The 21,566-nt window shown below is 62.6% G+C and carries 20 protein-coding genes; 11 read left to right on the forward strand and 9 right to left on the reverse strand.

All coding sequences use genetic code 11. From position 1 onward, the window contains the following. Positions 1–61: 61 nt before the first annotated feature. From G568_RS0105535 to G568_RS0105550, 4 genes are read right to left on the reverse strand one after another with little or no spacing between them, the layout of a single operon-like run. Entirely contained in the window at positions 62–1,093 is a 1,032-nt protein-coding gene (locus G568_RS0105535) for a MaoC family dehydratase (protein WP_026757093.1), read from the reverse strand. Positions 1,094–1,095: 2 nt separating this feature from the next. Beyond that, positions 1,096–1,299 carry a DUF1737 domain-containing protein gene (locus tag G568_RS0105540; protein WP_026757094.1) on the reverse strand — a complete coding sequence of 68 codons (204 nt, stop codon included), beginning with the start codon at positions 1,297–1,299 and terminating at the stop codon, positions 1,096–1,098. Between the two features lie 5 nt (positions 1,300–1,304). Continuing rightward, positions 1,305–1,850 (reverse strand): NnrU family protein, encoded by a 546-nt coding sequence (locus G568_RS0105545; RefSeq protein WP_026757095.1) that lies wholly within the window; start codon positions 1,848–1,850, stop codon positions 1,305–1,307. 33 nt (positions 1,851–1,883) lie between these two features. After that, positions 1,884–2,732 (reverse strand): HpcH/HpaI aldolase/citrate lyase family protein, encoded by an 849-nt coding sequence (locus tag G568_RS0105550; protein WP_026757096.1) that lies wholly within the window; start codon positions 2,730–2,732, stop codon positions 1,884–1,886. 254 nt (positions 2,733–2,986) lie between these two features. Here G568_RS0105550 and G568_RS0105555 point away from each other — a divergent pair, with 254 nt between their 5' ends. After that, on the forward strand, positions 2,987–3,289 hold the full coding sequence (locus tag G568_RS0105555; RefSeq protein WP_037373736.1) for a hypothetical protein: 303 nt from the start codon (positions 2,987–2,989) through the stop codon (positions 3,287–3,289). A 7-nt stretch (positions 3,290–3,296) separates the two neighbouring features. On the opposite strand, the gene G568_RS0105560 is transcribed toward G568_RS0105555, so the two are convergent. Then, positions 3,297–4,052 carry a sulfite exporter TauE/SafE family protein gene (locus tag G568_RS0105560; protein ID WP_026757098.1) on the reverse strand — a complete coding sequence of 252 codons (756 nt, stop codon included), beginning with the start codon at positions 4,050–4,052 and terminating at the stop codon, positions 3,297–3,299. Positions 4,053–4,209: 157 nt separating this feature from the next. Between G568_RS0105560 and mdh the strand changes: the two genes are divergently transcribed. From mdh to lpdA, 9 genes are all read left to right on the forward strand, one after another. After that, positions 4,210–5,172, forward strand: a complete 963-nt coding sequence (gene mdh, locus G568_RS0105565) for a malate dehydrogenase (protein ID WP_026757099.1) — start codon at positions 4,210–4,212, stop codon at positions 5,170–5,172. A gap of 241 nt (positions 5,173–5,413) precedes the next feature. Beyond that, positions 5,414–6,043, forward strand: a complete 630-nt coding sequence (locus G568_RS0105570) for a LysE family translocator (protein WP_026757100.1) — start codon at positions 5,414–5,416, stop codon at positions 6,041–6,043. Between the two features lie 344 nt (positions 6,044–6,387). Further along, the gene (sucC, locus tag G568_RS0105575; protein ID WP_026757101.1) at positions 6,388–7,581 is read left to right on the forward strand and encodes an ADP-forming succinate--CoA ligase subunit beta; all 1,194 of its coding nucleotides are present in this window, start codon (positions 6,388–6,390) and stop codon (positions 7,579–7,581) included. A 3-nt stretch (positions 7,582–7,584) separates the two neighbouring features. Next, positions 7,585–8,466: a succinate--CoA ligase subunit alpha gene (sucD, locus tag G568_RS0105580; RefSeq protein ID WP_026757102.1), complete on the forward strand. Its 882-nt coding sequence runs from the start codon at positions 7,585–7,587 to the stop codon at positions 8,464–8,466. Between the two features lie 58 nt (positions 8,467–8,524). Beyond that, positions 8,525–11,485, forward strand: a complete 2,961-nt coding sequence (locus tag G568_RS0105585) for a 2-oxoglutarate dehydrogenase E1 component (protein ID WP_026757103.1) — start codon at positions 8,525–8,527, stop codon at positions 11,483–11,485. Positions 11,486–11,488: 3 nt separating this feature from the next. Beyond that, the gene (odhB, locus tag G568_RS0105590; protein WP_026757104.1) at positions 11,489–13,033 is read left to right on the forward strand and encodes a 2-oxoglutarate dehydrogenase complex dihydrolipoyllysine-residue succinyltransferase; all 1,545 of its coding nucleotides are present in this window, start codon (positions 11,489–11,491) and stop codon (positions 13,031–13,033) included. Beyond that, positions 13,033–13,596: a hypothetical protein gene (locus tag G568_RS20215; protein ID WP_157084305.1), complete on the forward strand. Its 564-nt coding sequence runs from the start codon at positions 13,033–13,035 to the stop codon at positions 13,594–13,596. Before odhB ends, G568_RS20215 begins: the two co-directional genes overlap by 1 nt. Positions 13,597–13,599: 3 nt before the next feature. Next, positions 13,600–13,995 carry an MAPEG family protein gene (locus G568_RS0105595; RefSeq protein ID WP_026757105.1) on the forward strand — a complete coding sequence of 132 codons (396 nt, stop codon included), beginning with the start codon at positions 13,600–13,602 and terminating at the stop codon, positions 13,993–13,995. Between the two features lie 131 nt (positions 13,996–14,126). Then, a complete protein-coding gene (gene lpdA / locus G568_RS0105600) occupies positions 14,127–15,515 on the forward strand; it encodes a dihydrolipoyl dehydrogenase (protein ID WP_026757106.1) in 1,389 nt (462 codons plus the stop codon). Positions 15,516–15,566: 51 nt separating this feature from the next. Here the strand turns inward: lpdA and G568_RS0105605 are convergent, their stop codons facing one another. The 3 genes from G568_RS0105605 to G568_RS0105615 are packed head-to-tail and all read right to left on the reverse strand — an operon-like array spanning position 15,567 to position 17,889. Beyond that, entirely contained in the window at positions 15,567–16,304 is a 738-nt protein-coding gene (locus G568_RS0105605) for a lysophospholipid acyltransferase family protein (RefSeq protein WP_026757107.1), read from the reverse strand. After that, a complete protein-coding gene (locus G568_RS0105610; protein WP_026757108.1) occupies positions 16,304–17,212 on the reverse strand; it encodes a cell division protein FtsX in 909 nt (302 codons plus the stop codon). The genes G568_RS0105605 and G568_RS0105610 overlap by 1 nt, the downstream gene beginning before the upstream one ends. Next, complete coding sequence (locus G568_RS0105615; RefSeq protein ID WP_026757109.1) at positions 17,212–17,889, reverse strand: cell division ATP-binding protein FtsE; 678 nt, start codon at positions 17,887–17,889, stop codon at positions 17,212–17,214. The genes G568_RS0105610 and G568_RS0105615 overlap by 1 nt, the downstream gene beginning before the upstream one ends. Before the next feature lie 166 nt (positions 17,890–18,055). Here G568_RS0105615 and G568_RS18350 point away from each other — a divergent pair, with 166 nt between their 5' ends. Then, entirely contained in the window at positions 18,056–18,892 is an 837-nt protein-coding gene (locus tag G568_RS18350; RefSeq protein WP_037373738.1) for a zinc-ribbon domain-containing protein, read from the forward strand. 69 nt (positions 18,893–18,961) lie between these two features. On the opposite strand, the gene G568_RS0105625 is transcribed toward G568_RS18350, so the two are convergent. Further along, complete coding sequence (locus tag G568_RS0105625) at positions 18,962–21,538, reverse strand: TIGR02302 family protein (RefSeq protein WP_026757110.1); 2,577 nt, start codon at positions 21,536–21,538, stop codon at positions 18,962–18,964. Between the last annotated feature and the right edge of the window lie 28 nt (positions 21,539–21,566).

Consider the following 21,566-nt stretch of genomic DNA (forward strand, 5'->3'; position numbering starts at 1 on the left):
CCTTGCGCGGATGTAATGCCACTTTGTGATCACACACTTTGCCTGCGTGATCACAAATAATTCAAAGCGGCGCCAGAACCCAGTAATCTAGATCAAGCAACACCTCGGGCAGGTACTTGCCATCGTCATCCTTGAGTCGAAATGGCGCGCCCCCCGACGTCGCCACCAGCCGCAGCCGAAGCGCCCCCACACCGGGCGCAACAGTGTCGGCACGATCAAGAACCTCGGACCAGGCCCTGATCGTCTGGCCCGCATGACAAGGGTTCGCATGCGCCCCGCCATTGAGGCCCACCACCATCTGCGCGTTCGCCAACCCGTTGAACGACAGCGCCCGCGCCATCGAAATCACGTGCCCGCCGTAAATCAGCCGCGTGCCGTCGGGACGGAACGTGGCGTCGAAATGCACCTTGGCCGTGTTCTGCCACAGGCGCGTGGCGATCATGTGCTCGGCCTCCTCGACGGTCACGCCATCGACGTGGTCGATCTGCTCTCCGATCTCGTAGTCGGCGCAGCGGTGCGGCTCTCCGGCCAACGCGAAATCGTAGCGCGAAAAATCCAGGCCCTCGGGCACACGCAAATCCGCCGAGGCAAGCGCCGCCTTCAGCTCGGGCACAACCGTTTCGGGCGCCGGCGCGTCAAGGTCGCGCTTGCGCACCATGACCCAGCGCACGTAGCTGATCACCACGTCGTCATGCTGGTTCAGGCCGCGCGTGCGCACCCACACCACGCCCGACTTGCCGTTTGAGTTCTGCTTGAGGCCGATCACCTCGGATTCCGCCCTGAGCGTATCGCCCGGCCACACCGGCCGAAGCCACCGCCCCTCGGCATAGCCAAGGTTCGCCACCGCATTCAGGGATATGTCCGGCACCGTCTTGCCGAACACCACGTGAAACGCCGCCAGATCGTCCAGCGGGCTACCGGGCAAGCCGCAGGCACGCGCGAACGCGTCCGACGAATATAGCGCATGCCGCGCCGGATAGAGCGCATGATATAATGCCCGCTCACCGCCCCCAACGGTGCGTGGCACGGCGTGGCGGATCACCTCGCCCAATCGGTAATCCTCGAAAAAGCGGCCCGGGTTGGTCTTTGCCATGGTCACTGCGCCCCCAGCTTGAGGTCAGGGGAATAGGTGCCCTCCACCTCCTTGATCACGGCCTGCCCGCAGCGCATCACGCCGTTCGCGGCATCGAACGCATAGGTTGGACCGCCATGCAGGTCCCAGCCGGCGTTCAGGGCCTCGGTAACCTTGTGGCAGAACTCCGACGTGTCGTCAGCGGAAAGAAAGCGATATAGTTTCATGAGCCTCATCCAAACGGGTAATATCCAAGCCAGGTGTGTATCACTGTGATCACACCGAACACGACCACGGTCGCCACCACCGCGATCACCTCTTTGCTCATCGGCGCAGGGGGCGGCGGGGTCCAATTCGGCTCGGCCCGGTTGATCGCTATCATCTGGACCACCGCCCAGGCCAATAGCCCGCCGAACAGGACAAACGACGGCACGTCGCCATTCACCAACAGGTGGCCCAGCGCCCAAACCTTGACGCCCACCAGCATCGGATGACGCATCCGCCGGGCCAGCCGTGTCTGCATGCCGCTGACCGCGAACAGGTAGACCGACAACACCATCAACAGGTTGTTGATCCCCGCCGTCGCCGGGTGACGCCCCCAGAAAAACGCACCTTCCGCTTCGCGGTACCCGATGATCATCAGGACAAGGCCCGCCAGGATCCCGATCGCCGCGAACCCCTTGCCACGCATGCCCGAGCGCGCCCGCGCATCGGGGGCAAGGCGTTTGAACAGGTGAAAGCCGGACCACAGGATCAGGCCGAGGATAAGGTTGGTCATGTCGCGCTCCGTCTCAAAGTTGCAGGTTGCACGCTACAGCGCGGCAACGCTCGATGCCATGGCAAGAATTTTGCGTGCGGTATCGACATGCAGGTTCTCGACGATCTTGCCATCGACAACCGCCACGCCCTGCCCGGTCCTTTGTACCTCTTCGAACGCGGCGATCTGGCGTTGCGCCAGCTCGATTTCCTCTTGCGACGGGGAAAAGGCGGTGTTCGTCACCTCGATCTGCGCGGGGTGGATCAAGGTCTTTCCGTCAAAGCCCAAATCGCGCCCCTGCTCGCACTCGGCGCGCAGCCCCTCGTCATCCTTGAACTGGTTATACACCCCATCGATGGCAATCACGTCGTGCGCCCGCGCCGCGAGCAGGATCGTCTGCAGTGCCACCTGCATCGGCAAACGGTCCGCCCGGTGGCGACAGTTCAACTCCTTCGCCAGGTCGTTGGTCCCGGACACGAACCCGGTCAGGCGCGGGTGCGCCGCGATCTCCGCCGCGTTCAGAACCCCCATCGGTGTCTCGATCATCGCCCAGATCGGCACGTCTTCGACCAGATCGGCAAGCGCCTGCACATCCGCGGCGCTGTTGACCTTGGGCAATAAGAACGCATCGACATCCGCGCCCTTGAGCGCCGCAACATCCGCCGCGCCCCAATCGGTATCCAACGCGTTGATCCGCACGATTCGCGCCCGCGCGCCATATCCCCCCTGCGCCAGCGCCGCCGCCAACGTCTCGCGCGCGGCCTCTTTCGCGTCGGGGGTCACCGCATCCTCAAGATCGAAAATGATCGCATCCGCCGGCAATTGGCGCGCCTTGTCCAACGCGCGCTCTTTTGAGCCAGGAATATAAAGCACGGAGCGGTAAGGGCGGGCATCGATGTGCATGAGTCTCTCCCGTAATTTTGTTGCGCCGGAATGTCGCTTTTTCTCAGAAAAATTCAAGAGGCGATTTGCCGCGACGCAGAAAAGAGGGCCTTGCGCGCAATAGCGCCCGCAGGGCGCCGCGCAGCGCCCACCCGGCGGTCGGGCACTGCGCGCCCCTCAACCGACTACCCCATGACCGCCCAAGGCGCGCCCTGTTTACCAAGGCTTCACCACCGGCGCGGATCGTTTCACGGTGTCAAACGGTGGAGGCGGCCATGAACTACCTGCGTGTCGGAACGGTTGCGGCAATAGCAACCCTGAGCGCGTGTCCGGCCGGGGCCGAGCCCCCCTGCAGCGACCGCGACCGCGTCCTTGAACGCCTGTCAGGGCAGTACCAGGAGACCCGACGCGCGATCGGATTATCGGCCGGCGGTGGTGCCATAATCGAGCTGTTCGCATCGGCCGAGACAGGAAGCTGGTCCATCATCGCGACACGCCCCGACGGCCGCACTTGCCTGATCGCCAGCGGCGACGCCTTCGCGGCCCCCCTTCCCGCGACAGCGGACGAAGGGGCATGACGCCTCCCTAAACAAGTGCCTCGTAAATCAGCTTGAGCCCCGTCAGGCTTAGCAAAACATACGTGATCGCGAAAAACACCCGCTCGGGCACACGCCGATGCGCCAGCACGCCCAGCCACGCGCCCACCAACGCAAACGGCGCCAACGCCAGGTCCAGCAGGAAGGTCTGCTGCGTGAAGATCCCCAAGAACGCGTAGGGCACGAATTTCATGATGTTTATGGCCCAGAACACCAGAACCGTCGTCGCCTGAAACCGCGTCTTGTCCAACCTGCGCGACAGCAACCAAACCGCCGCCGGCGGCCCGCCCGCGTGACTGATGAAGCTGGTAAACCCGGCGGTAACCCCCGCCAACGCCCCGCCCCACATCGGCACGGCCCGCCGCGACAGCGCCAGCCACCCCTGCTGCCGCGCCAATTGCCACGCCACGAAGGTCAGCGAAATAACCCCGATCAATAGGCGCAAGAGATCATCGTTCGCCACCCGGTAAAGCGCCGCGCCCAGCGCAACACCGGGAACCGCCCCCAATATCAACAGGCGCGCATCAGGCCAGCTCCACCCGCGCCAATAGGGGCGCAGCGTGACCAGGTCGACAAGCATAAGTAGCGGCAGCATCAGCCCAAGCGCCTGCCCCGGCGGGATTACGATCGATAGAATCGACGCCGCCGCAAAGGCCGCCCCGGACCCGAAGCCACCCTTGGAAATCCCCGCGAACACGACGGAGAACGCGGCAACAAGCCAAAATGCAATGTCGGGCTGCGGCATCTGCGGGGTCCAAAAAATCCTGTCTGTCCTCTGCTTTAGCCCAATTGAGGCCGCGCGCACAGGCCCCCGCGCCCCGCACCCCTGCCGCAGCACCCTTGCGCGGCGCGGCGGATGGGGCTACCCCTTCGCCGAAATTCAACGGACCGGAGACACTCCAATGGCCAGACCCAAGATCGCGCTGATCGGCGCAGGACAGATCGGGGGCACACTCGCCCACCTCGCAGCAATCAAGGAATTGGGCGATGTCGTCCTCTTTGACATTGCCGAGGGCACGCCCGAGGGCAAAGCCCTTGATATCGCCGAATCCGGTCCATCCGAAGGGTTCGACGCGACGCTCAAGGGCACTCAGGATTACGCAGACATCGCCGGTGCGGATGTCTGCATCGTGACCGCCGGCGTGCCGCGCAAGCCGGGCATGAGCCGCGATGACCTGCTTGGCATCAACCTCAAGGTCATGAAGGCCGTGGGCGAAGGCATCGCCGCCAACGCTCCCGACGCGTTCGTCATCTGCATCACCAACCCGCTCGATGCGATGGTCTGGGCCCTGCGCGAGTTCAGCGGCCTGCCCCGCGAAAAGGTCTGCGGCATGGCCGGCGTTCTGGACAGCGCGCGCTTCCGCCATTTCCTCAGCGTCGAGTTCGGCGTGTCGATGAAGGATGTCAGCGCCTTCGTGCTGGGCGGCCACGGCGACACCATGGTGCCGCTCGTGCGCTATTCCACGGTCGCCGGCATCCCGCTGCCCGACCTGATCAAGATGGGCTGGACCACGCAAGACAAGCTTGACGCGATCGTGCAGCGCACCCGCGACGGCGGCGCGGAAATCGTCGGCCTGCTGAAAACCGGCTCGGCCTTCTACGCACCCGCCACGTCCGCCATCGAGATGGCCGAGGCGTATCTCAAGGACCAAAAGCGCGTCCTGCCCTGCGCGGCCTACGTGGACGGCGCACTTGGGCTCGACGGGTTCTACGTGGGCGTGCCCACGGTGATCGGCGCGGGCGGCATTGAGCGCATCGTCGATATCCAGATGACCAAGGACGAGCAGGCCATGTTCGACAAATCGGTGGAGGCCGTCAAAGGCCTCGTCGCGGCGTGCAAGGAAATCGACCCCGCGCTCGCCTGACCCGCGCGCAAGGCGCCAACGGCGTAAAGGTATGGCAAGGGCGCCCCAAGGGGCGCCCTTTGCATTTCGCGCTGCAAGGTCAGGCGTGGGGCGCTCTGACTGCAACGCTCCCGAGGATAAATTCGGGCGCGCTTGTACCTGAGTGTCGGCTATGCGGACTAAGCTGCCATTTCACCACTTGGTTGGCGGTGGTAATTCTTAAATCAGATGGTAGCTTGCGTAGGCAAAAGGAGAGCTGCCCATGACAATTGAAGCCTGGACGATTTACGCCGCAACCGTGCTTGCTTTGATGAGCACACCTGGGCCGAGCCAACTTCTCATGTTGTCCAATAGCGGCGCGCACGGGCTTCGAAGATCACTCTCTACAGCGGCAGGCGATCTTTCAGCAAATGCTTTGCAAATGCTGGCAGCAGGATTGGGCCTGGCCGCGATCATCGCGGCTTCGGGTGCCGCTCTCGCAACCATTAAATGGGCCGGGGTAGCTTACCTGATTTGGCTTGGTATTCGCATGATACGAAAGGCAAAACCCGATGATGCCGGGGTCAGAGATACGGAACGCAGCGTGTCGCTCGGCAATCTCTGGATGCAAGGGTTTCTTACGTCGGCAGCCAACCCAAAGGCTGTTGTCTTCTTCGCAGCTCTGTTTCCACAATTCATATCTGATGACCACGCGTTCTGGCCCCAATTCCTCATTTTGTCCGTGACCTACATCATCATGGATGGTCTGTTTCTTTCAGCTTACGGGGCTGGGGCAAGTTGGATTACGACTCGCTTCAAAGGAGCGGCGAAAGTCTGGATCGAACGCATCGGGGGAAGCTTAATGATCGTTGCGGCGATCTTGATGGGTTTCAAGTCGGTTTCGCGACAGTAACCGCTTTCGGGCTCGAAGCGGCCAGTCGGATACAGCGCCCTGCGACGCGCTCTTGCGTCCGGAATCCCCAGCAATGCCAACGTTTCAGTCCTAAAGCCAAACAAGGCGCGGATTTTCTCACACCGGCCGCTTCCACTTGCCCGACCTCAAGACGCGCGCACACCTGATTCCCACAAACATGCTGCAAATCCTATATTTTCGCATTTGTGATCACACGGCAAAATCATGTGATCACAAATGCGGTATTTTTTACCAAAACCAGGGGCGAAGCGCAGAAAACCGTTTAAGCGGCATGCGCACTTGTGCCTATACCTATGACAATCGTAGCAAAACGGGACAGTTTCATGAATATCCATGAATATCAGGCGAAGGCGTTGCTTCGCTCGTACGGGGCCCCGGTCTCGGACGGTCGTGTCGTCTTCAAGGCCGAAGAAGCGAAAACCGCCGCGGGCGAGCTGGACGGCCCCCTTTGGGTGGTCAAGGCACAAATCCACGCCGGCGGACGCGGCAAGGGCCACTTCAAAGAGGCCGGCGCAGGCGACAAGGGCGGCGTTCGGCTGGCCAAATCGGTGGAAGAAGCCGCCGAAGAAGCCAAGAAAATGCTGGGCCGCACCCTCGTCACGCATCAAACCGGCCCCACCGGCAAGCAGGTCGGCCGCATCTACATCGAAGACGGCAGCGGCATCGAACGCGAGCTTTACCTCGCCCTGCTGGTAGACCGCCAAACCAGCCGCATTTCCTTCGTCTGCTCGACCGAGGGCGGCATGGACATCGAGGAGGTCGCCGCCAAGACCCCCGAAAAGATCCTGTCGTTCAGTGTCGATCCCGCCACCGGGTACCAACCCTTCCACGGGCGCCGCATTGCCTTTGCCCTTGGGCTTGAAGGCAAGCAGATCAAGCAATGCGTCGGCCTGATGGGCACCCTCTACCGCGCCTTCGTCGAAAAAGACATGGAGATGCTCGAGATCAACCCCCTGATCATCACCGATAGCGGCGAGTTGAAGGTGCTCGACGCCAAGGTAGGCTTCGATTCCAACGCGCTCTACCGGCACAACGACATCGCCTCGCTGCGCGACGAGTCCGAGGAGGACTCGAAAGAGCTGGAAGCCAGCAAATACGATCTGAACTACATCGCGCTCGATGGCGAGATCGGTTGCATGGTCAACGGCGCAGGCCTTGCCATGGCGACGATGGACATCATCAAGCTCTATGGCGCCGAGCCGGCCAACTTCCTCGACGTGGGCGGCGGCGCCACCAAGGACAAGGTCACCGAGGCGTTCAAGATCATCACCTCCGACAGCAACGTCAAAGGCATCCTCGTGAACATCTTCGGCGGCATCATGCGCTGCGATGTGATCGCCGAGGGCGTGGTCGCCGCGGTCAAGGAGGTGGGCCTTGAGGTGCCGCTGGTGGTGCGCCTTGAGGGCACCAACGTGGAGCAGGGCAAAGAGATCATCAACTCATCCGGACTGAACGTTATCGCGGCTGACAACCTCAGCGACGCCGCCGAAAAGATCGTGAAAGCGGTGAAGGGGTAAGACATGGCCATTCTCGTAGACGAAAACACCAAAGTCATCTGCCAGGGCTTCACCGGCTCACAGGGCACGTTCCATTCGGAACAGGCCATCGCCTATGGCACCCAAATGGTCGGCGGCGTGACACCGGGCAAGGGCGGCACGACGCACCTTGACCTGCCGGTCTTCAACTCGGTGCACGAGGCGAAGGCCAAGACCGAGGCGACCGCGTCCGTGATCTACGTGCCGCCCCCCTTCGCGGCCGATAGTATCCTCGAGGCGATCGATGCCGAAATGGACCTGATCGTGTGCATCACCGAAGGCATCCCGGTGCTGGACATGACCCGCGTCAAGCGCGCGCTGGACGGCTCGAAAACCACGCTGGTCGGCCCCAACTGCCCCGGCGTCATCACGCCCGATGCGTGCAAGATCGGCATCATGCCCGGCCACATCCACAAGCGCGGCAGCGTCGGCGTGGTGTCGCGCTCGGGCACGCTGACTTACGAGGCGGTCAAGCAGACCTCCGATAGCGGCCTGGGCCAATCCACCGCCGTGGGCATCGGCGGCGACCCGATCAAGGGGCTCGAGCACGTCGATGTGCTGGAGCGGTTCCTCGCCGATGACGAGACGCAAAGCATCATCATGATCGGCGAGATCGGCGGCCAGGCCGAAGAAGACGCCGCGCAGTTCCTCAAGGACGAGGCCAAGCGCGGCCGCAAGAAACCCGTGGCCGGCTTCATCGCCGGGCGCACCGCCCCCCCGGGCCGCCGCATGGGCCATGCCGGCGCCATCGTCGCGGGTGGCAAGGGCGGCGCCGAAGACAAGATCGAGGCGATGAAATCCGCCGGGATCGTCGTCGCCGACAGCCCCGCCACACTGGGCGAGGCCGTGCTCAAGGCGATCGGGTAGACAGATAGCGGGTCCGGCGCGCGGGCGCCGGACCTTCTCCACAAGTCCAGGTGACACCATGACCGACCAATCCCCAAACGACCAGTTCGCCGCCTCCTCTTTCATGCAGGGGCACAATGCGGAATACCTGGAGCAGCTTTACGCCCGCTACGCCGATGACCCGGCCGCGGTCGACGAGGCCTGGGCCGAGTTTTTCCAATCCATGGGCGATGACGATGGATCGGTCAAACAAGAGGCACAGGGGCCAAGCTGGGCGCGCGCCGACTGGCCGCCCACGCCAAACGATGATCTGACCGCCGCCCTCGACGGGCAATGGCCCACCGCCGAGGCCAAGGGCGCCGGCGACAAGATCGCCGCCAAGGCCGCCGAAAAGGGCATAAGCGTCAGCGACGAGGCCGTGAAACGCGCCGTTCTGGACAGTATCCGCGCCCTCATGATCATCCGCGCCTACCGGATCCGGGGCCACCTGGTTGCCGACCTGGACCCGCTTGGAATGCGCGATCAGACCCCGCACCCCGAGTTGGACCCGAAATCATACGGCTTCACCGAATCCGATCTGGACCGGCCGATCTTTATCGACAACGTGCTGGGCCTGCAGTTCGCAACCATGCGCCAGATCGTCGATATCGTGCGCCGCACCTACTGCGGCACATTCGCGCTGCAATACATGCACATCTCGGACCCCGTGCAATCCGCCTGGCTCAAGGAACGGATCGAGGGTCTCGGCAAAGAGATCAAGTTCACCCGCCGCGGTCGCAAGGCCATCCTCAACAAGCTGGTCGAGGCCGAGGGATTCGAGAAGTTCCTGCATGTGAAATACATGGGCACCAAGCGGTTCGGGCTTGATGGCGGCGAGGCCCTGATCCCCGCGATGGAGCAGATCATCAAGCGCGGCGGATCGCTGGGCGTCAAGGAGGTCGTCATCGGCATGCCACACCGCGGCCGCCTGAGCGTGTTGGCCAACGTCATGGAGAAACCCTACCGCGCGATCTTTCACGAGTTCCAGGGCGGCAGCTTCAAACCCGAGGATGTCGATGGCTCGGGGGACGTGAAATATCACCTCGGCGCGTCATCGGATCGCGAGTTCGACGGCAACTCCGTGCACCTGTCGCTGACGGCCAACCCCTCGCACCTCGAGGCGGTGAATCCTGTGGTTCTGGGCAAGGTCCGCGCCAAGCAGGACCAGTATAACGATGCCGAACGCACTGCCGTTCTGCCCGTTTTGCTGCATGGCGATGCCGCCTTTGCCGGGCAGGGCGTGGTCGCCGAAGGGTTCGGCCTGTCGGGCCTCAAAGGGCACCGCACGGGCGGCACGATGCATATCATCGTGAACAACCAGATCGGCTTTACCACCGCGCCGCACTTCTCGCGCTCGTCGCCCTACCCCACGGACATCGCCCTCATGGTCGAGGCGCCGATTTTCCACGTCAACGGCGACGATCCCGAAGCGGTGGTGCACGCCGCCAAGGTCGCAACCGAGTTCCGCCAGAAATTCGCCAAGGACGTGGTGCTTGATGTCTTCTGCTACCGCCGGTTCGGGCATAACGAGGGCGACGAGCCCATGTTCACCAACCCGCTCATGTACAAGAAGATCAAGACGCAGAAAACGACGCTCAGCCTCTATACCGAGCGGCTGGTCCGCGATGGCCTGATCCCCGAGGGCGAGATCGAGGACATGAAGGCGTCGTTCCAATCGTTTCTCAACGAGGAATTCGAGGCCGGGAAGGAATACAAACCCAACAAGGCCGATTGGTTGGATGGCCGCTGGTCGCACATGGACCGGCTGGAAGAAGGCAAGTATCAGCGCGGCGAAACCGCCATCGCGCCCGAAACCCTCGAAGAGGTCGGTCGCGCCCTGACGACGGCGCCCGAGGGCGTGAAACTGCACCGCACCGTCGAGCGGCTCCTCGAAAGCAAGCGCAAGATGTTTGAAAACGGCAGCGGCTTCGACTGGGCCACCGGCGAGGCGCTGGCGTTTGGCTCGCTGCTGACCGAAGGCTACCCGGTCCGCCTGTCAGGTCAGGACAGCACCCGCGGCACCTTCAGCCAACGACACTCGGGCCTGATCGACCAGAACACCGAAGAGCGGTATTTCCCCCTCAACAACATCCGCGAGGGCCAGGCGCATTACGAGGCCATCGACTCGATGCTGTCGGAATACGCCGTTCTCGGGTTCGAATACGGCTACAGCTTGGCCGAACCCAACGCCCTCACCCTGTGGGAGGCGCAGTTCGGCGATTTCGCCAACGGCGCCCAGATCATGTTCGACCAGTTCATCAGCTCGGGCGAAAGCAAATGGCTGCGCATGTCCGGCCTCGTCTGCCTCCTGCCGCACGGGTTCGAAGGCCAAGGCCCCGAACACTCCAGCGCGCGGTTGGAGCGGTTCCTGACCATGTGCGGCGGCGACAACTGGATCGTGGCCAACTGCACCACCCCGGCCAACTACTTCCACATCCTGCGCCGGCAGTTGCACCGCACCTTCCGCAAACCGCTCATCCTGATGACGCCGAAGTCGCTCCTGCGCCACAAGCTCGCCGTCTCGAACGCCGAGGATTTCACCACCGGCTCCAGCTTCCACAGGGTCCTGTGGGACGACGCGCAAAAGGGCCACTCGGACACAGAACTGGTCGATGACGACAAGATCAAGCGCGTCGTCATGTGCTCCGGCAAGGTCTACTATGACCTGCTCGAAGAACGCGACGCGCGCGGCATCGACGACGTCTACCTGATGCGGTTCGAACAGTTCTACCCGTTCCCGGCACAATCGTCCGTCAAGGAGCTTGAGCGCTTCAAGAAGGCCGAAATGATCTGGTGCCAGGAAGAGCCCAAGAACCAAGGCGCGTGGATCTTCATGGAGCCGAACCTTGAATGGGTGCTCACCCGCATCAAGGCCAAGCATGGAAGGCCTCACTACGTCGGCCGCCCCGCGAGCGCCTCACCCGCAACCGGGCTGGCCAGCCAGCACAAGGCACAACAACAGGCGCTGGTTGACGAAGCGCTGACCATCAAGGGGAAATAATCCATGACCACCGAAGTTCGCGTTCCCACGCTTGGCGAATCCGTGACCGAGGCTACGATCGCCACGTGGTTCAAGAAACCCGGCGACCAGGTCGCCGCCGACGAAATGCTGTGCGAGCTGGAGACCGACAAAGTCACCGTCGAAGTGCCCAGCCCCGCGTCAGGCACCCTGAGCGAGATCGTCGCGCAAGAGGGCGAAACCGTTGGCGTCGATGCCCTTCTGGCCACCATGACCGAAGGCGCCGCCGACGCCGAGGCAGCGTCGGCCAAACCCGCCAGCAGCGGCAAAGCCAAGGCAGACGCGCCCGCGGATGACGGCGCGAAAGGCGAAAGCGTCGATGTCATCGTGCCCGCCCTGGGCGAGTCCGTGTCCGAGGCCACGGTCGCCACGTGGTTCAAGAAGGTCGGCGATTCCGTCGCGCAAGACGAAATGCTGTGCGAGCTGGAAACCGACAAGGTCTCGGTCGAGGTGCCCAGCCCCGCATCGGGCACCCTGTCGGAAATCCTGGCCGAGGAAGGGACCACCGTCCAAGCCAGCGCCAAGATCGCGGTCGTGGCCTCCGGCGACGCCCCAGCCGCCAAATCCGAGGAGCAGGCCGAACCCAAAGCCGAGGCCAAGCCCAAGGACACCGCAGAGGGCAAGGATGTCGAAGACGCCCCCGCCGCCAAAAAGGCGATGGCCGAGGCGGGCCTGACCCGCGATCAGGTCACCGGCACCGGCCGCGATGGCCGCATCATGAAGGAAGACGTGCAAAAGGCCGCCGCCTCCGGCGACAAGGCCGCCGCATCCCCCAGCAGCGAGGCGCCCGCCGCCACCGCGCCGCGCGCCCCGGTGCCCGCCGACGACGCGGCGCGCGAAGAACGCGTCAAGATGACCCGCCTGCGCCAGACCATCGCGCGCCGCCTGAAGGACGCGCAAAACACGGCCGCCATGTTGACCACCTATAACGAGGTGGACATGACCGCGACCATGGATTTGCGACGCGAATACAAGGACTTGTTCGAGAAAAAGCACGGCGTGAAACTGGGCTTCATGTCCTTCTTCGCCAAGGCATGCTGCCACGCCCTCAAGGAGGTGCCCGAGGTCAACGCCGAGATCGACGGCACCGATGTCGTCTACAAGAACTTCGTGCATATGGGGATCGCCGTGGGCACCCCGAACGGCCTTGTTGTGCCCGTGGTGCGCGACGCCGATCAGCTCTCGTTCGCCGCGATCGAGAAAAAGATCAACGAGCTGGGCGCGCGCGCCCGCGACGGCAAGCTGAGCATGGCCGAGATGCAGGGCGGCAGCTTTACCATCTCCAACGGCGGCGTGTACGGCTCGCTCATGTCCTCGCCGATCCTGAACCCGCCGCAATCGGGGATCCTGGGCATGCACAAGATCCAGGAACGCCCAATGGTCGTGAACGGCGAGATCAAGATCCGCCCGATGATGTACCTCGCACTCAGCTACGACCACCGCATCGTCGACGGCAAAGGCGCGGTGACATTCCTCGTGCGCGTCAAGGAAGCGCTGGAAGATCCGCGGCGGCTGTTGATGGATTTGTGATGCCGACAATTGTCGCTATTCGCCATCAATTTGCGGCGTTACCTGAAGAGGTGCAAACTCACCTTCGAGGCCTTGGGCCTCTTCTTGGCGACGCGGACTTGGATTTGTCGCTTGCCTACCTTTTCATGGTAATAGAACAGGGCCGTTATCGTTCAATGAAGTGCATCCTTGTTCGAAACATGAAATGCATGACATCCGTGGTTGACGAAGAATTGAAATCGAGAGCCTTTTCAAGAAAGTCGTTTCGGGCTTCAATCAAATCACTAATTGGATTGGATATATCGAGCGGCGACTACAGAGCACTTGAGCGGGCAGAAGGCATCAGAGACACCATTTTCCACGGAAGAAGTGCATCCGACGCAGATAAGCGAAACGCGATCTCGAATTGTTTGCGGTTCATCGAAGTCTTTGGCGATAAAATCAGAGAAGAAACTGGGAAAAATCCATTTGCGACACTTCGGGGGCTAACTTCTAGAATAAGGCCAGTTAGCCGACCACAGTCTCATTGGATCCTAAAGGGCGTACTCGCCGTGAATGGCGTCGCGGCGATTTCGGAGACTTAGCAAATGACCCCCGAACTCACCGCCCTCACCCTCGCCGCGCTGCTTCAGGTCGTCCAATACGTCCTCTACGCCGTGCCGGCGAACCTCGAGCTGGGCACCGGCTACACCACGTCCGCGCGGGACCGCGATCCGTCGAAACCGATGTCCGACCGCACCGCCCGCCTTGGCCGCGCCATGGACAACCATTTCGAAGGGCTGATCCTCTTCACCATCGCCTGCGTCGCCGTCACGCTGTCCGGCAAATCCGGCAACCTGACCGCCGCCTGCGCCTATACCTACCTCGCCGCGCGCCTCCTTTACATTCCCGCCTATGCCTATGGGCTGCGCCCGTGGCGCTCTTACATCTGGGCGGTGGGGTTTCTGGCCACCACCCTCTTGCTTTTGGCTGCTCTCCTGTGACTTCCTTCTTCTCGAAATATCCCCCCGGCAGACGCCGAAGGCGAAGCGGCCGCACCCCGAAATAGCACCGGCCCTATACCGACATAATACCGACGTGTTACAGACATCTTAAAATCGAAGGAAACAGACCCATGGCAAACTATGACGTCATCGTCATCGGCTCCGGCCCCGGCGGCTATGTTTGTGCAATTCGCTGCGCGCAACTCGGCCTGAAAACCGCCTGTGTGGAAGGCCGCGAAACCCTCGGCGGCACCTGTCTCAACGTGGGCTGCATCCCCTCGAAGGCCCTGCTGCATGCCACCCATCAACTGCACGAGGCCGAGCACAACTTCGCCAAGATGGGCCTCAAGGGCAAAAGCCCCTCGGTCGATTGGAAGCAGATGCTCAGCTACAAGGATGAGGTCGTGGAGGGCAACACCAAGGGGATCGAATTTCTTTTCAAAAAGAACAAGATAGACTGGCTCAAGGGATGGGGGGAAATCCCCGAAGCCGGCAAGGTCAAGGTGGGCGACGAGACCCATAGCGCCAAGAATATCGTCATCGCCACGGGCTCGGAAACATCGTCCCTGCCCGGGGTCGAGATCGACGAAAAGGTCGTCGTCTCCTCGACCGGCGCACTGGAGCTTTCCAAGGTTCCAAAGAAGATGTGCGTGATCGGCGCGGGCGTCATCGGCCTGGAGCTCGGCAGCGTCTATGCCCGCCTCGGGAGCGAGGTCACGGTGATCGAATACCTCGACGCCGTGACGCCGGGCATGGATGGAGAGGTGCAAAAGACCTTCCAGAGAATCCTAAAGAAACAAGGGCTTACCTTCATCATGGGCGCCGCCGTTCAGTCGGTCGAGGCCCTCAAGACCAAGGCCAAGGTCAACTACAAACTGCGCAAGGACGATAGCGAGGCAACGCTGGATGCCGACACCGTCCTCGTGGCCACGGGGCGCAAACCCTATACCGACGGCTTGGGTCTTGAGAAGCTCGGCGTTGAGCTGAGCAAACGCGGGCAGGTCCAGACCGACGATCATTGGCAAACCTCGGTCAAGGGCGTCTACGCGATCGGCGACGCCATCGACGGCCCGATGCTGGCCCACAAGGCCGAAGACGAAGGCATGGCCGTCGCCGAGGTGCTCGCGGGCAAGCATGGCCACGTGAACTACGGCGTCATCCCCGGGGTCATCTATACGCACCCCGAAGTGGCCAGCGTCGGCCAGACCGAGGAAGAGATCAAGGAAGAAGGGCGCGCATATAAGGCGGGCAAGTTCATGTTCATGGGCAACGGCCGCGCCAAGGCAAACTTTGCCGCCGACGGGTTCGTCAAGATCCTTGCGGACAAGGAAACCGACCGCATCCTGGGCGCGCATATCATCGGGCCAATGGCCGGCGATCTGATCCACGAAGTGTGCGTTGCAATGGAATTCGGCGCCTCTGCGCAGGACCTCGCGCTAACCTGCCACGCGCATCCAACCTACTCCGAGGCTGTCCGCGAGGCGGCCCTGGCGTGCGGCGACGGGCCGATCCACTCCTGATACGACGATTGATGGTGGCCGAGGCCCGACAGCGCCTCGGTCACCTCATAGCTACGCGGCATCCGGGTCAAAGCCCGCCTCTTTCATGAGGCGATCAGACGTCGATTCCACCCGTTCCTCAAGAGTTTTCATCATCTCGTCGCGCGGCAGGCCCGGCGGGATCGGCTCAAGGAATTCCACCACGGCCAGCCCCGGCTTGCGCATGATCCCCTTGCGCGGCCAGAACACCCCGACATTGGTTGCCGCAGGCACACAGGACTGGCCAAGCTGTTGATACAGAACGCCGGTTCCCGCCTTGTAAGGCATGCGCACCCCCGGCGCGACGCGGGTTCCCTGGCTGTAGATCACCAGTTGCCCCGGCTGCTGCCGGCCCGCATCCACATCGGCCAGCATCTTGCGTATCGCTTGCCCGCGCTGCCCACGGTCCACGGGCACACACCCGATACGGTAGGCATAGATGCCGATAACGGGCGCCCATAGCAACTCGCGCTTCATGATAAACTTGGCGGCGGGAACCGAGTTGAAGATGATCAGGATATCCAGGAACGACTGATGCTTCGCCGCGATCATCACTTCGCCCTTAGGCGGCGTTCCCCGCACCTCGTGGCGCAGCCCAACCATCCAGCGCGCGGTCCACAGAACCCAGCGACAATAGAGCTTGCAAGCCATGCGCGCGCCCCGTGCGCTAACCGCGGCCCAAGGCGCGAACAGCAGGCCCAGCACCCCCATTGCCAGATATATCTGCAAGACAAAGATCAAGGATCTAAGCCAGCGCCAGCCGGTTTTCATCAAGGCAATTCCCTCAAGGTTCGTCGGGCCGCGGCCCGGGTGGCGACATATGCAACCGCGGCAGCGGCAGGCGGAATGAGCACCGGCCAGAACCAGTTCAGCCCCTCAAAACCCAAGCCCGTCAGGAAACCGCCAGCGGTATCGGCCCGCGGCAACATGGCAACCGCCCCCATACCGAGAACGGCCCCCGCAGCCGACCCTCCAAGGGCGCGCTGTGTGAACCGGCGCACAAACGCACCGGCGATATATGCATCGCGCGCCCCCACCAGCCTCAGTACCGAGATCACCTGCGCATTTGCCGCCAGCGCCGCATTCGCGGCGAGGGTGATCATTGCCGCCACGGTCCCCGCGATCAGAACGATGGAAAACCACCCAAGCGATCGCAGCGCTGCCGCCGCCGAAATCAGAGGGCGCCGCCACCTCGTGTGATCATCAAGAACCGCGCCCGGCGCCTCGGCGGACAGTCGCAGGCGCAAACCGGCAGCGTCATAGCCATCTTCGGTTTCAATGATCTCAACCAGTTGCGGGATCGGCAAGCTCTCCACCGGAAGGTCCGGACCGAACCACGGCTCAAGAAGCGCGCGCTGTTCCTCATCGCTGAGCGCGCGGGCGCGCTCCACTCCGGGTGTGGTTTCCAGAACACGAATTGCCGCCCGGGTCTGTGCCGCCATCTGCTCGGACGGGGCGGATATGCGCAAGGTCGATGTCCGCGCCAATTCCTCGCCCCAACGATCCGCCAACCGCCCGGTGGCCAGAGACATCGCAAGCGCAAACACCGCCAGAAAGGACATGGCCGCAGCGCTAAACAGGGTCAGCCGCGCAGTATACCCCGTCGGCGGCACGACGCGATCTGCATTCGCGTCTCCAAGCAGCAGAACGATCAGACGCTTGATCCAACGCAACCACATCACAAATCCGCCCCCGCCAATTGCACCTGACGCTGCGATATCCGTAGCACGCGCGCCTGAACCTGGCTTTTTGCAGCGCGGATCAGGTTGAGATCATGCGTTGCGATCATGATCGTCTTGCCCATGCGGTTCAACTCGATCAGCAATTGCAAAAGGCGCTGCGACATTTCCCAATCGATATTGCCGGTTGGCTCATCGGCCAGCACAACGTCAGGCGACATTATGACGGCGCGCGCCAATGCTGCGCGCTGCCTCTCCCCGCCCGACAGTTCGGGCGGCAGGGCGCCGGCTCGGGCATTCAGGCCGACCCAGCTCATCAACTCGCGCAGGTTCTCGGCTTGCTCACCACCTTCGTAGCCGGACACCATCAACGGCAGCGCCACGTTGTCGGCCACAGGCAAGTGATCAAGGAATTGGCAATCCTGGTGAACGACGCCGATGCGGCGGCGCATCAACGCGATGTCGTCCCGCCCCAGATCGCGCACATCCCCGCCGAACAGGCGCACCTGCCCGGCCGTCGGCATCAATGCACCATAACAAAGCTTGAGGAACGTGGTCTTGCCTGCCCCCGAGGGGCCGGTAAGGAAATGAAATGACCCCGAGGAAAGCTCAAGCGATATATCGCTGAGCAGCTCGCCCCCGCCATAGCTGTACGCAACATTTTCCAGCTCGATCACGGATGGCCCCTTTTTCTCTTTGCGCCTGTTTTTGCCCCAGCTTGGACAGTCTTGCAATCGCTGCGGACAATGGCGCCTAATGCTTTGCACAATTGCGCCGATTGTTTACAACATGTAGGGACAGGCCAAAGGAAAAAGCCATGGGAATGAGGGTCAAGGGGGCGACATGCGGTTGATCTGCCCGAATTGCGGCGCCCAGTACGAGGTGTCCGATGACGTGATTCCACGCACCGGCCGAGACGTTCAATGCTCAAATTGCGGCAACACATGGTTTCAGGTGCACCCCGATCACGACGTCGGTCTGGCCGAAGAGCTTGATCAACCGCTTCCTGAAGATCAGCGGCCCGCGCACGATACGGCCCAGCACCCCGAAGACACCAGCCAGGAAGAGCAAACCGATACCCCGGCTCAGCGACGTCTTGACCCATCGGTTGCCGACATCCTGCGCGAAGAGGCCGAACACGAGGCCCAGGCCCGCGAAGCCGAACGCGCGAGCGCCGGGATCGAAAGCCAACCCGACTTGGGCCTGTCTGATCCGGATACGAACGAAGCAGCACGCCGCGCCCGCGAGGCACGCGAACGCATGGCCCGGATGCAGGGCATGGATACTGAGCCCCAGACAGTCGAGGCCGAAAGCACGTCATCATCGCGCCGTGGGTTGCTGCCGGATATCGATGAAATCAATTCGTCCCTGCGCTCGACATCCGACAGGCGCCCATCCGAGGCCGATGATTATGACACGCCGGGCAATATACCCGCGCCGCGCCCCGAGGCGGCGGCAAATGGATCAGGGTTCAGAATTGGCTTTTCCATTGCCGTTCTGATCGCGATCGGGTTCCTTGCTCTGTATGCGTACGCAGATCAGGTCGCCGCGCAATTTCCCCAAGCAAGCGGCCCGCTGGCGCAATATGTCGATGCTGTAACCCAAGCCCGACTTTGGCTGGATACACAGGCGCAGACGGTTCTGAACTGGCTGCAACAGACCGCCGACGACGTGCTCTAGGCCGGGAAACGATGCCGCCTCTTGATCCAGAGGCTTGATCCGCAATTCTCGTCCGATCTTGATGTACCCCTAGAAGCGCTCAAGAAGCCTCTTGAGGTACTCCAGCTCTTTTTCATCGCGCTGCCTATCGCCAGAGCGGCGGCGGATTTCATCCAGTAGCTCACGTGCCCGCCGATATACATCCTCGCCCTGAAGCACATTCTCGCGGGTTCCTGTAGGGCCGGTTCTCCCCGGGCTACGCCCTAGCGGATCGCGCGCTTGCCCATTGGCATCACCGCGTTGCTGCCCTTGCCCGCGGCCCTGATTGGGTTGATCCTGGGCCATCGCTTCGCCCAAGTTGCGCATGCCTTCCCGCAAGCCCTCCATTGCTTGCGATTGCTGGTCGATCGCCTCAGCAAGATCGTCGTCGCGCAATGCCTCTTCTGCGCTGTCCATTGCCCGGCCAGCCCTATCAAGCGCGTCGCGCGCCGCCTCGCCCTCGGGCGTCCCGGCACCTGGCAGATTGCCGCGCTGACGGTTCAACTCCTCGCGCAGAGCGCGCTGCCGTTCGGCAAGTGAGCCCTGACCGTTCTGTTGGCCGGGCTCCGCGCCTTGTTGCCCTTGCCCTGATCCTTGCCCGTCATGGCTCTGGCCTCTGCCCTGTCCGCCGTTGCGGCCCTCGTTGCCTTGTGATTGGCCGGATTTGGCATCGGGGTTGAACTGTTCCTGCAAGTCGCGGAACGCCTGATCAGACAGGCCCTGCTGCTCGCGCAGCGTCTTTGAAAGCCCCTCCATCGCCTGCTGGCCCTGCGATTGACCGCCCTGCCCTTGGGTGACGCGCATATTCTCCATCAACTGCTGCAACTCCTGCAGCGCCTGCTGCGCCTCGGCCATGCGGCCCTGTTCCATCAACTCCTGGATTCGATCCATCATTTCCTGAAGATCATTCTGGGTCATCTGCATTGTGTTTTCAGGGTCAGACTGCTGCGCCTGCTGATCGCCATCTTTGCGCGACTGCTGTGCAAGCTGGCGCATGTAATCCTGCGTTGCGTCGCGCAACTCTTGCATAAGGCGGGCGATCTCCTGGTCCGAGGCTCCGTTCCTCATCGCCTCGTTCAACCGCTCCTGCGCGCGGCTCAGCCGCTCTCGGGCGTCATCGATATCTCCTTCTTCAAGCGAAATTGCCAAGTCCCACAGCGCCTGCGCCGTCTCGTCGCGCTGCGCCTTGCTCAGCCCGCCTTCGGTCATGGCTTCGAGGCGGCGCAGAATCACCCTCAGGCGCAAGTAGTCGGCATCTGACCGGAAAAGCTTCTCTTCCGGGCGGTGCGACAGCGCCCTGAGGACGCGCGCCACGCGCCCTGCGTTTTCGCGCGACCACAAAAGATCACGGCGTTGTTCGATTATCGCGGACGCGAGTGGATCAAAGAACCGACGCGCGGGCAGGGTCATTGCCTCCGCGTCGATCTTGCCCTTCTGCTCAATCTCGTCGGTCGCGGACAGCTCAACCTTCACGGGCAGGTGCGCCCAGGGATGCTTGGAAAAATCCTCGATCAGGTGCTCGGTGAAATCCGCCTTGTCCCCGGCAATTGGCATGGGCAGGTCCAACGTGACGGGCGCGCGCGGCTCTGGCTCGGCTGCCAGGCCGTGCCGCCGGTTCAGCGCATCCATGTCGAGCGTGATACGTGCCTGCCCCTCCTTGACCCCATAGTCATCCGAGGCCTTGAACGGCAGGCTCATTTGCCCTTCGGCCGAGGTTTCGGCCTCCCCGGCTATCTCAATACGCGGCGGCGTATCGGGGCGCATCCGAACATCCCATTCACGCCCGCCCGGCCCGTCGATCGACAAAGTGCCCGACCGCACCACTTCAAAGCTATGGTCCCCGCCAAGCCCGGCCTGCTCCGGCGGCTGACCATCACCCGAAACAGTTGAGGCCGGCGCGACCTCGCTCGTCACCGAATAATCATTGGTATCGCCATAAACACGCAAGGTAACCGTCGCGCCTTGGGCGACCTCGATAGCACCGGCTGGCAAGTCCGGCAGGTAGAGCGCAGGCAGGCCAGTATAGGCAGGGGGTTCTATCCATCCTTCCCATGCGGGCCCCGCAGCCAGGGCTGCGCCCCCACCCGGCGCCAAATCGCGAACCGATCCGACGCGCCACAGCGATCCGAACAGTAGTGCGATCATCAAAAGCAGGAGCGCGGCATACCGCAGTGCGAATGGGTCACGAGGCGCAAGGCGCAGGTTCGGGCGTACTGGCCGGGCATCCGCTGCCTGGGCCTCCATCCGGCGAAGATGCGCGCCCCACAATGCGGCCGATGCCTCGTCCTGCGCGCCAACAGCCTGTGAATCGCGTAGCGTCTGCAGTGGACGCCCCGGCAAGGTGGCATCCAACCGCGCAAGTGCCTCGGCACGCCGGGGCCAACGCATCCGCCAAAGGGCCAACAGGGTCAACACGCCCCCGGCCACGCCGGCCAGCGCACCCAGCCCCCATACCATGTCGACGGACACGCGATCCTGCAAGCCCAGCATCAACGCGCCCAGCACGGCAATCAGCAAGGACCAAACAGGCCAGAAAGCGCGCGCCAGACGCTCTGACAAAAGGCCTACCCATGTCAGCAGCAATGTCCGGCGCAGGCGCTTCTCAGCTATTGAAGATGTATCGCGCATCATTTTGCCCTGCTTGTGGATGCCCGTT

Origin of the sequence: Sediminimonas qiaohouensis DSM 21189 (genome assembly GCF_000423645.1) — a bacterium.
In the GTDB taxonomy this organism is placed as follows: domain Bacteria; phylum Pseudomonadota; class Alphaproteobacteria; order Rhodobacterales; family Rhodobacteraceae; genus Sediminimonas; species Sediminimonas qiaohouensis.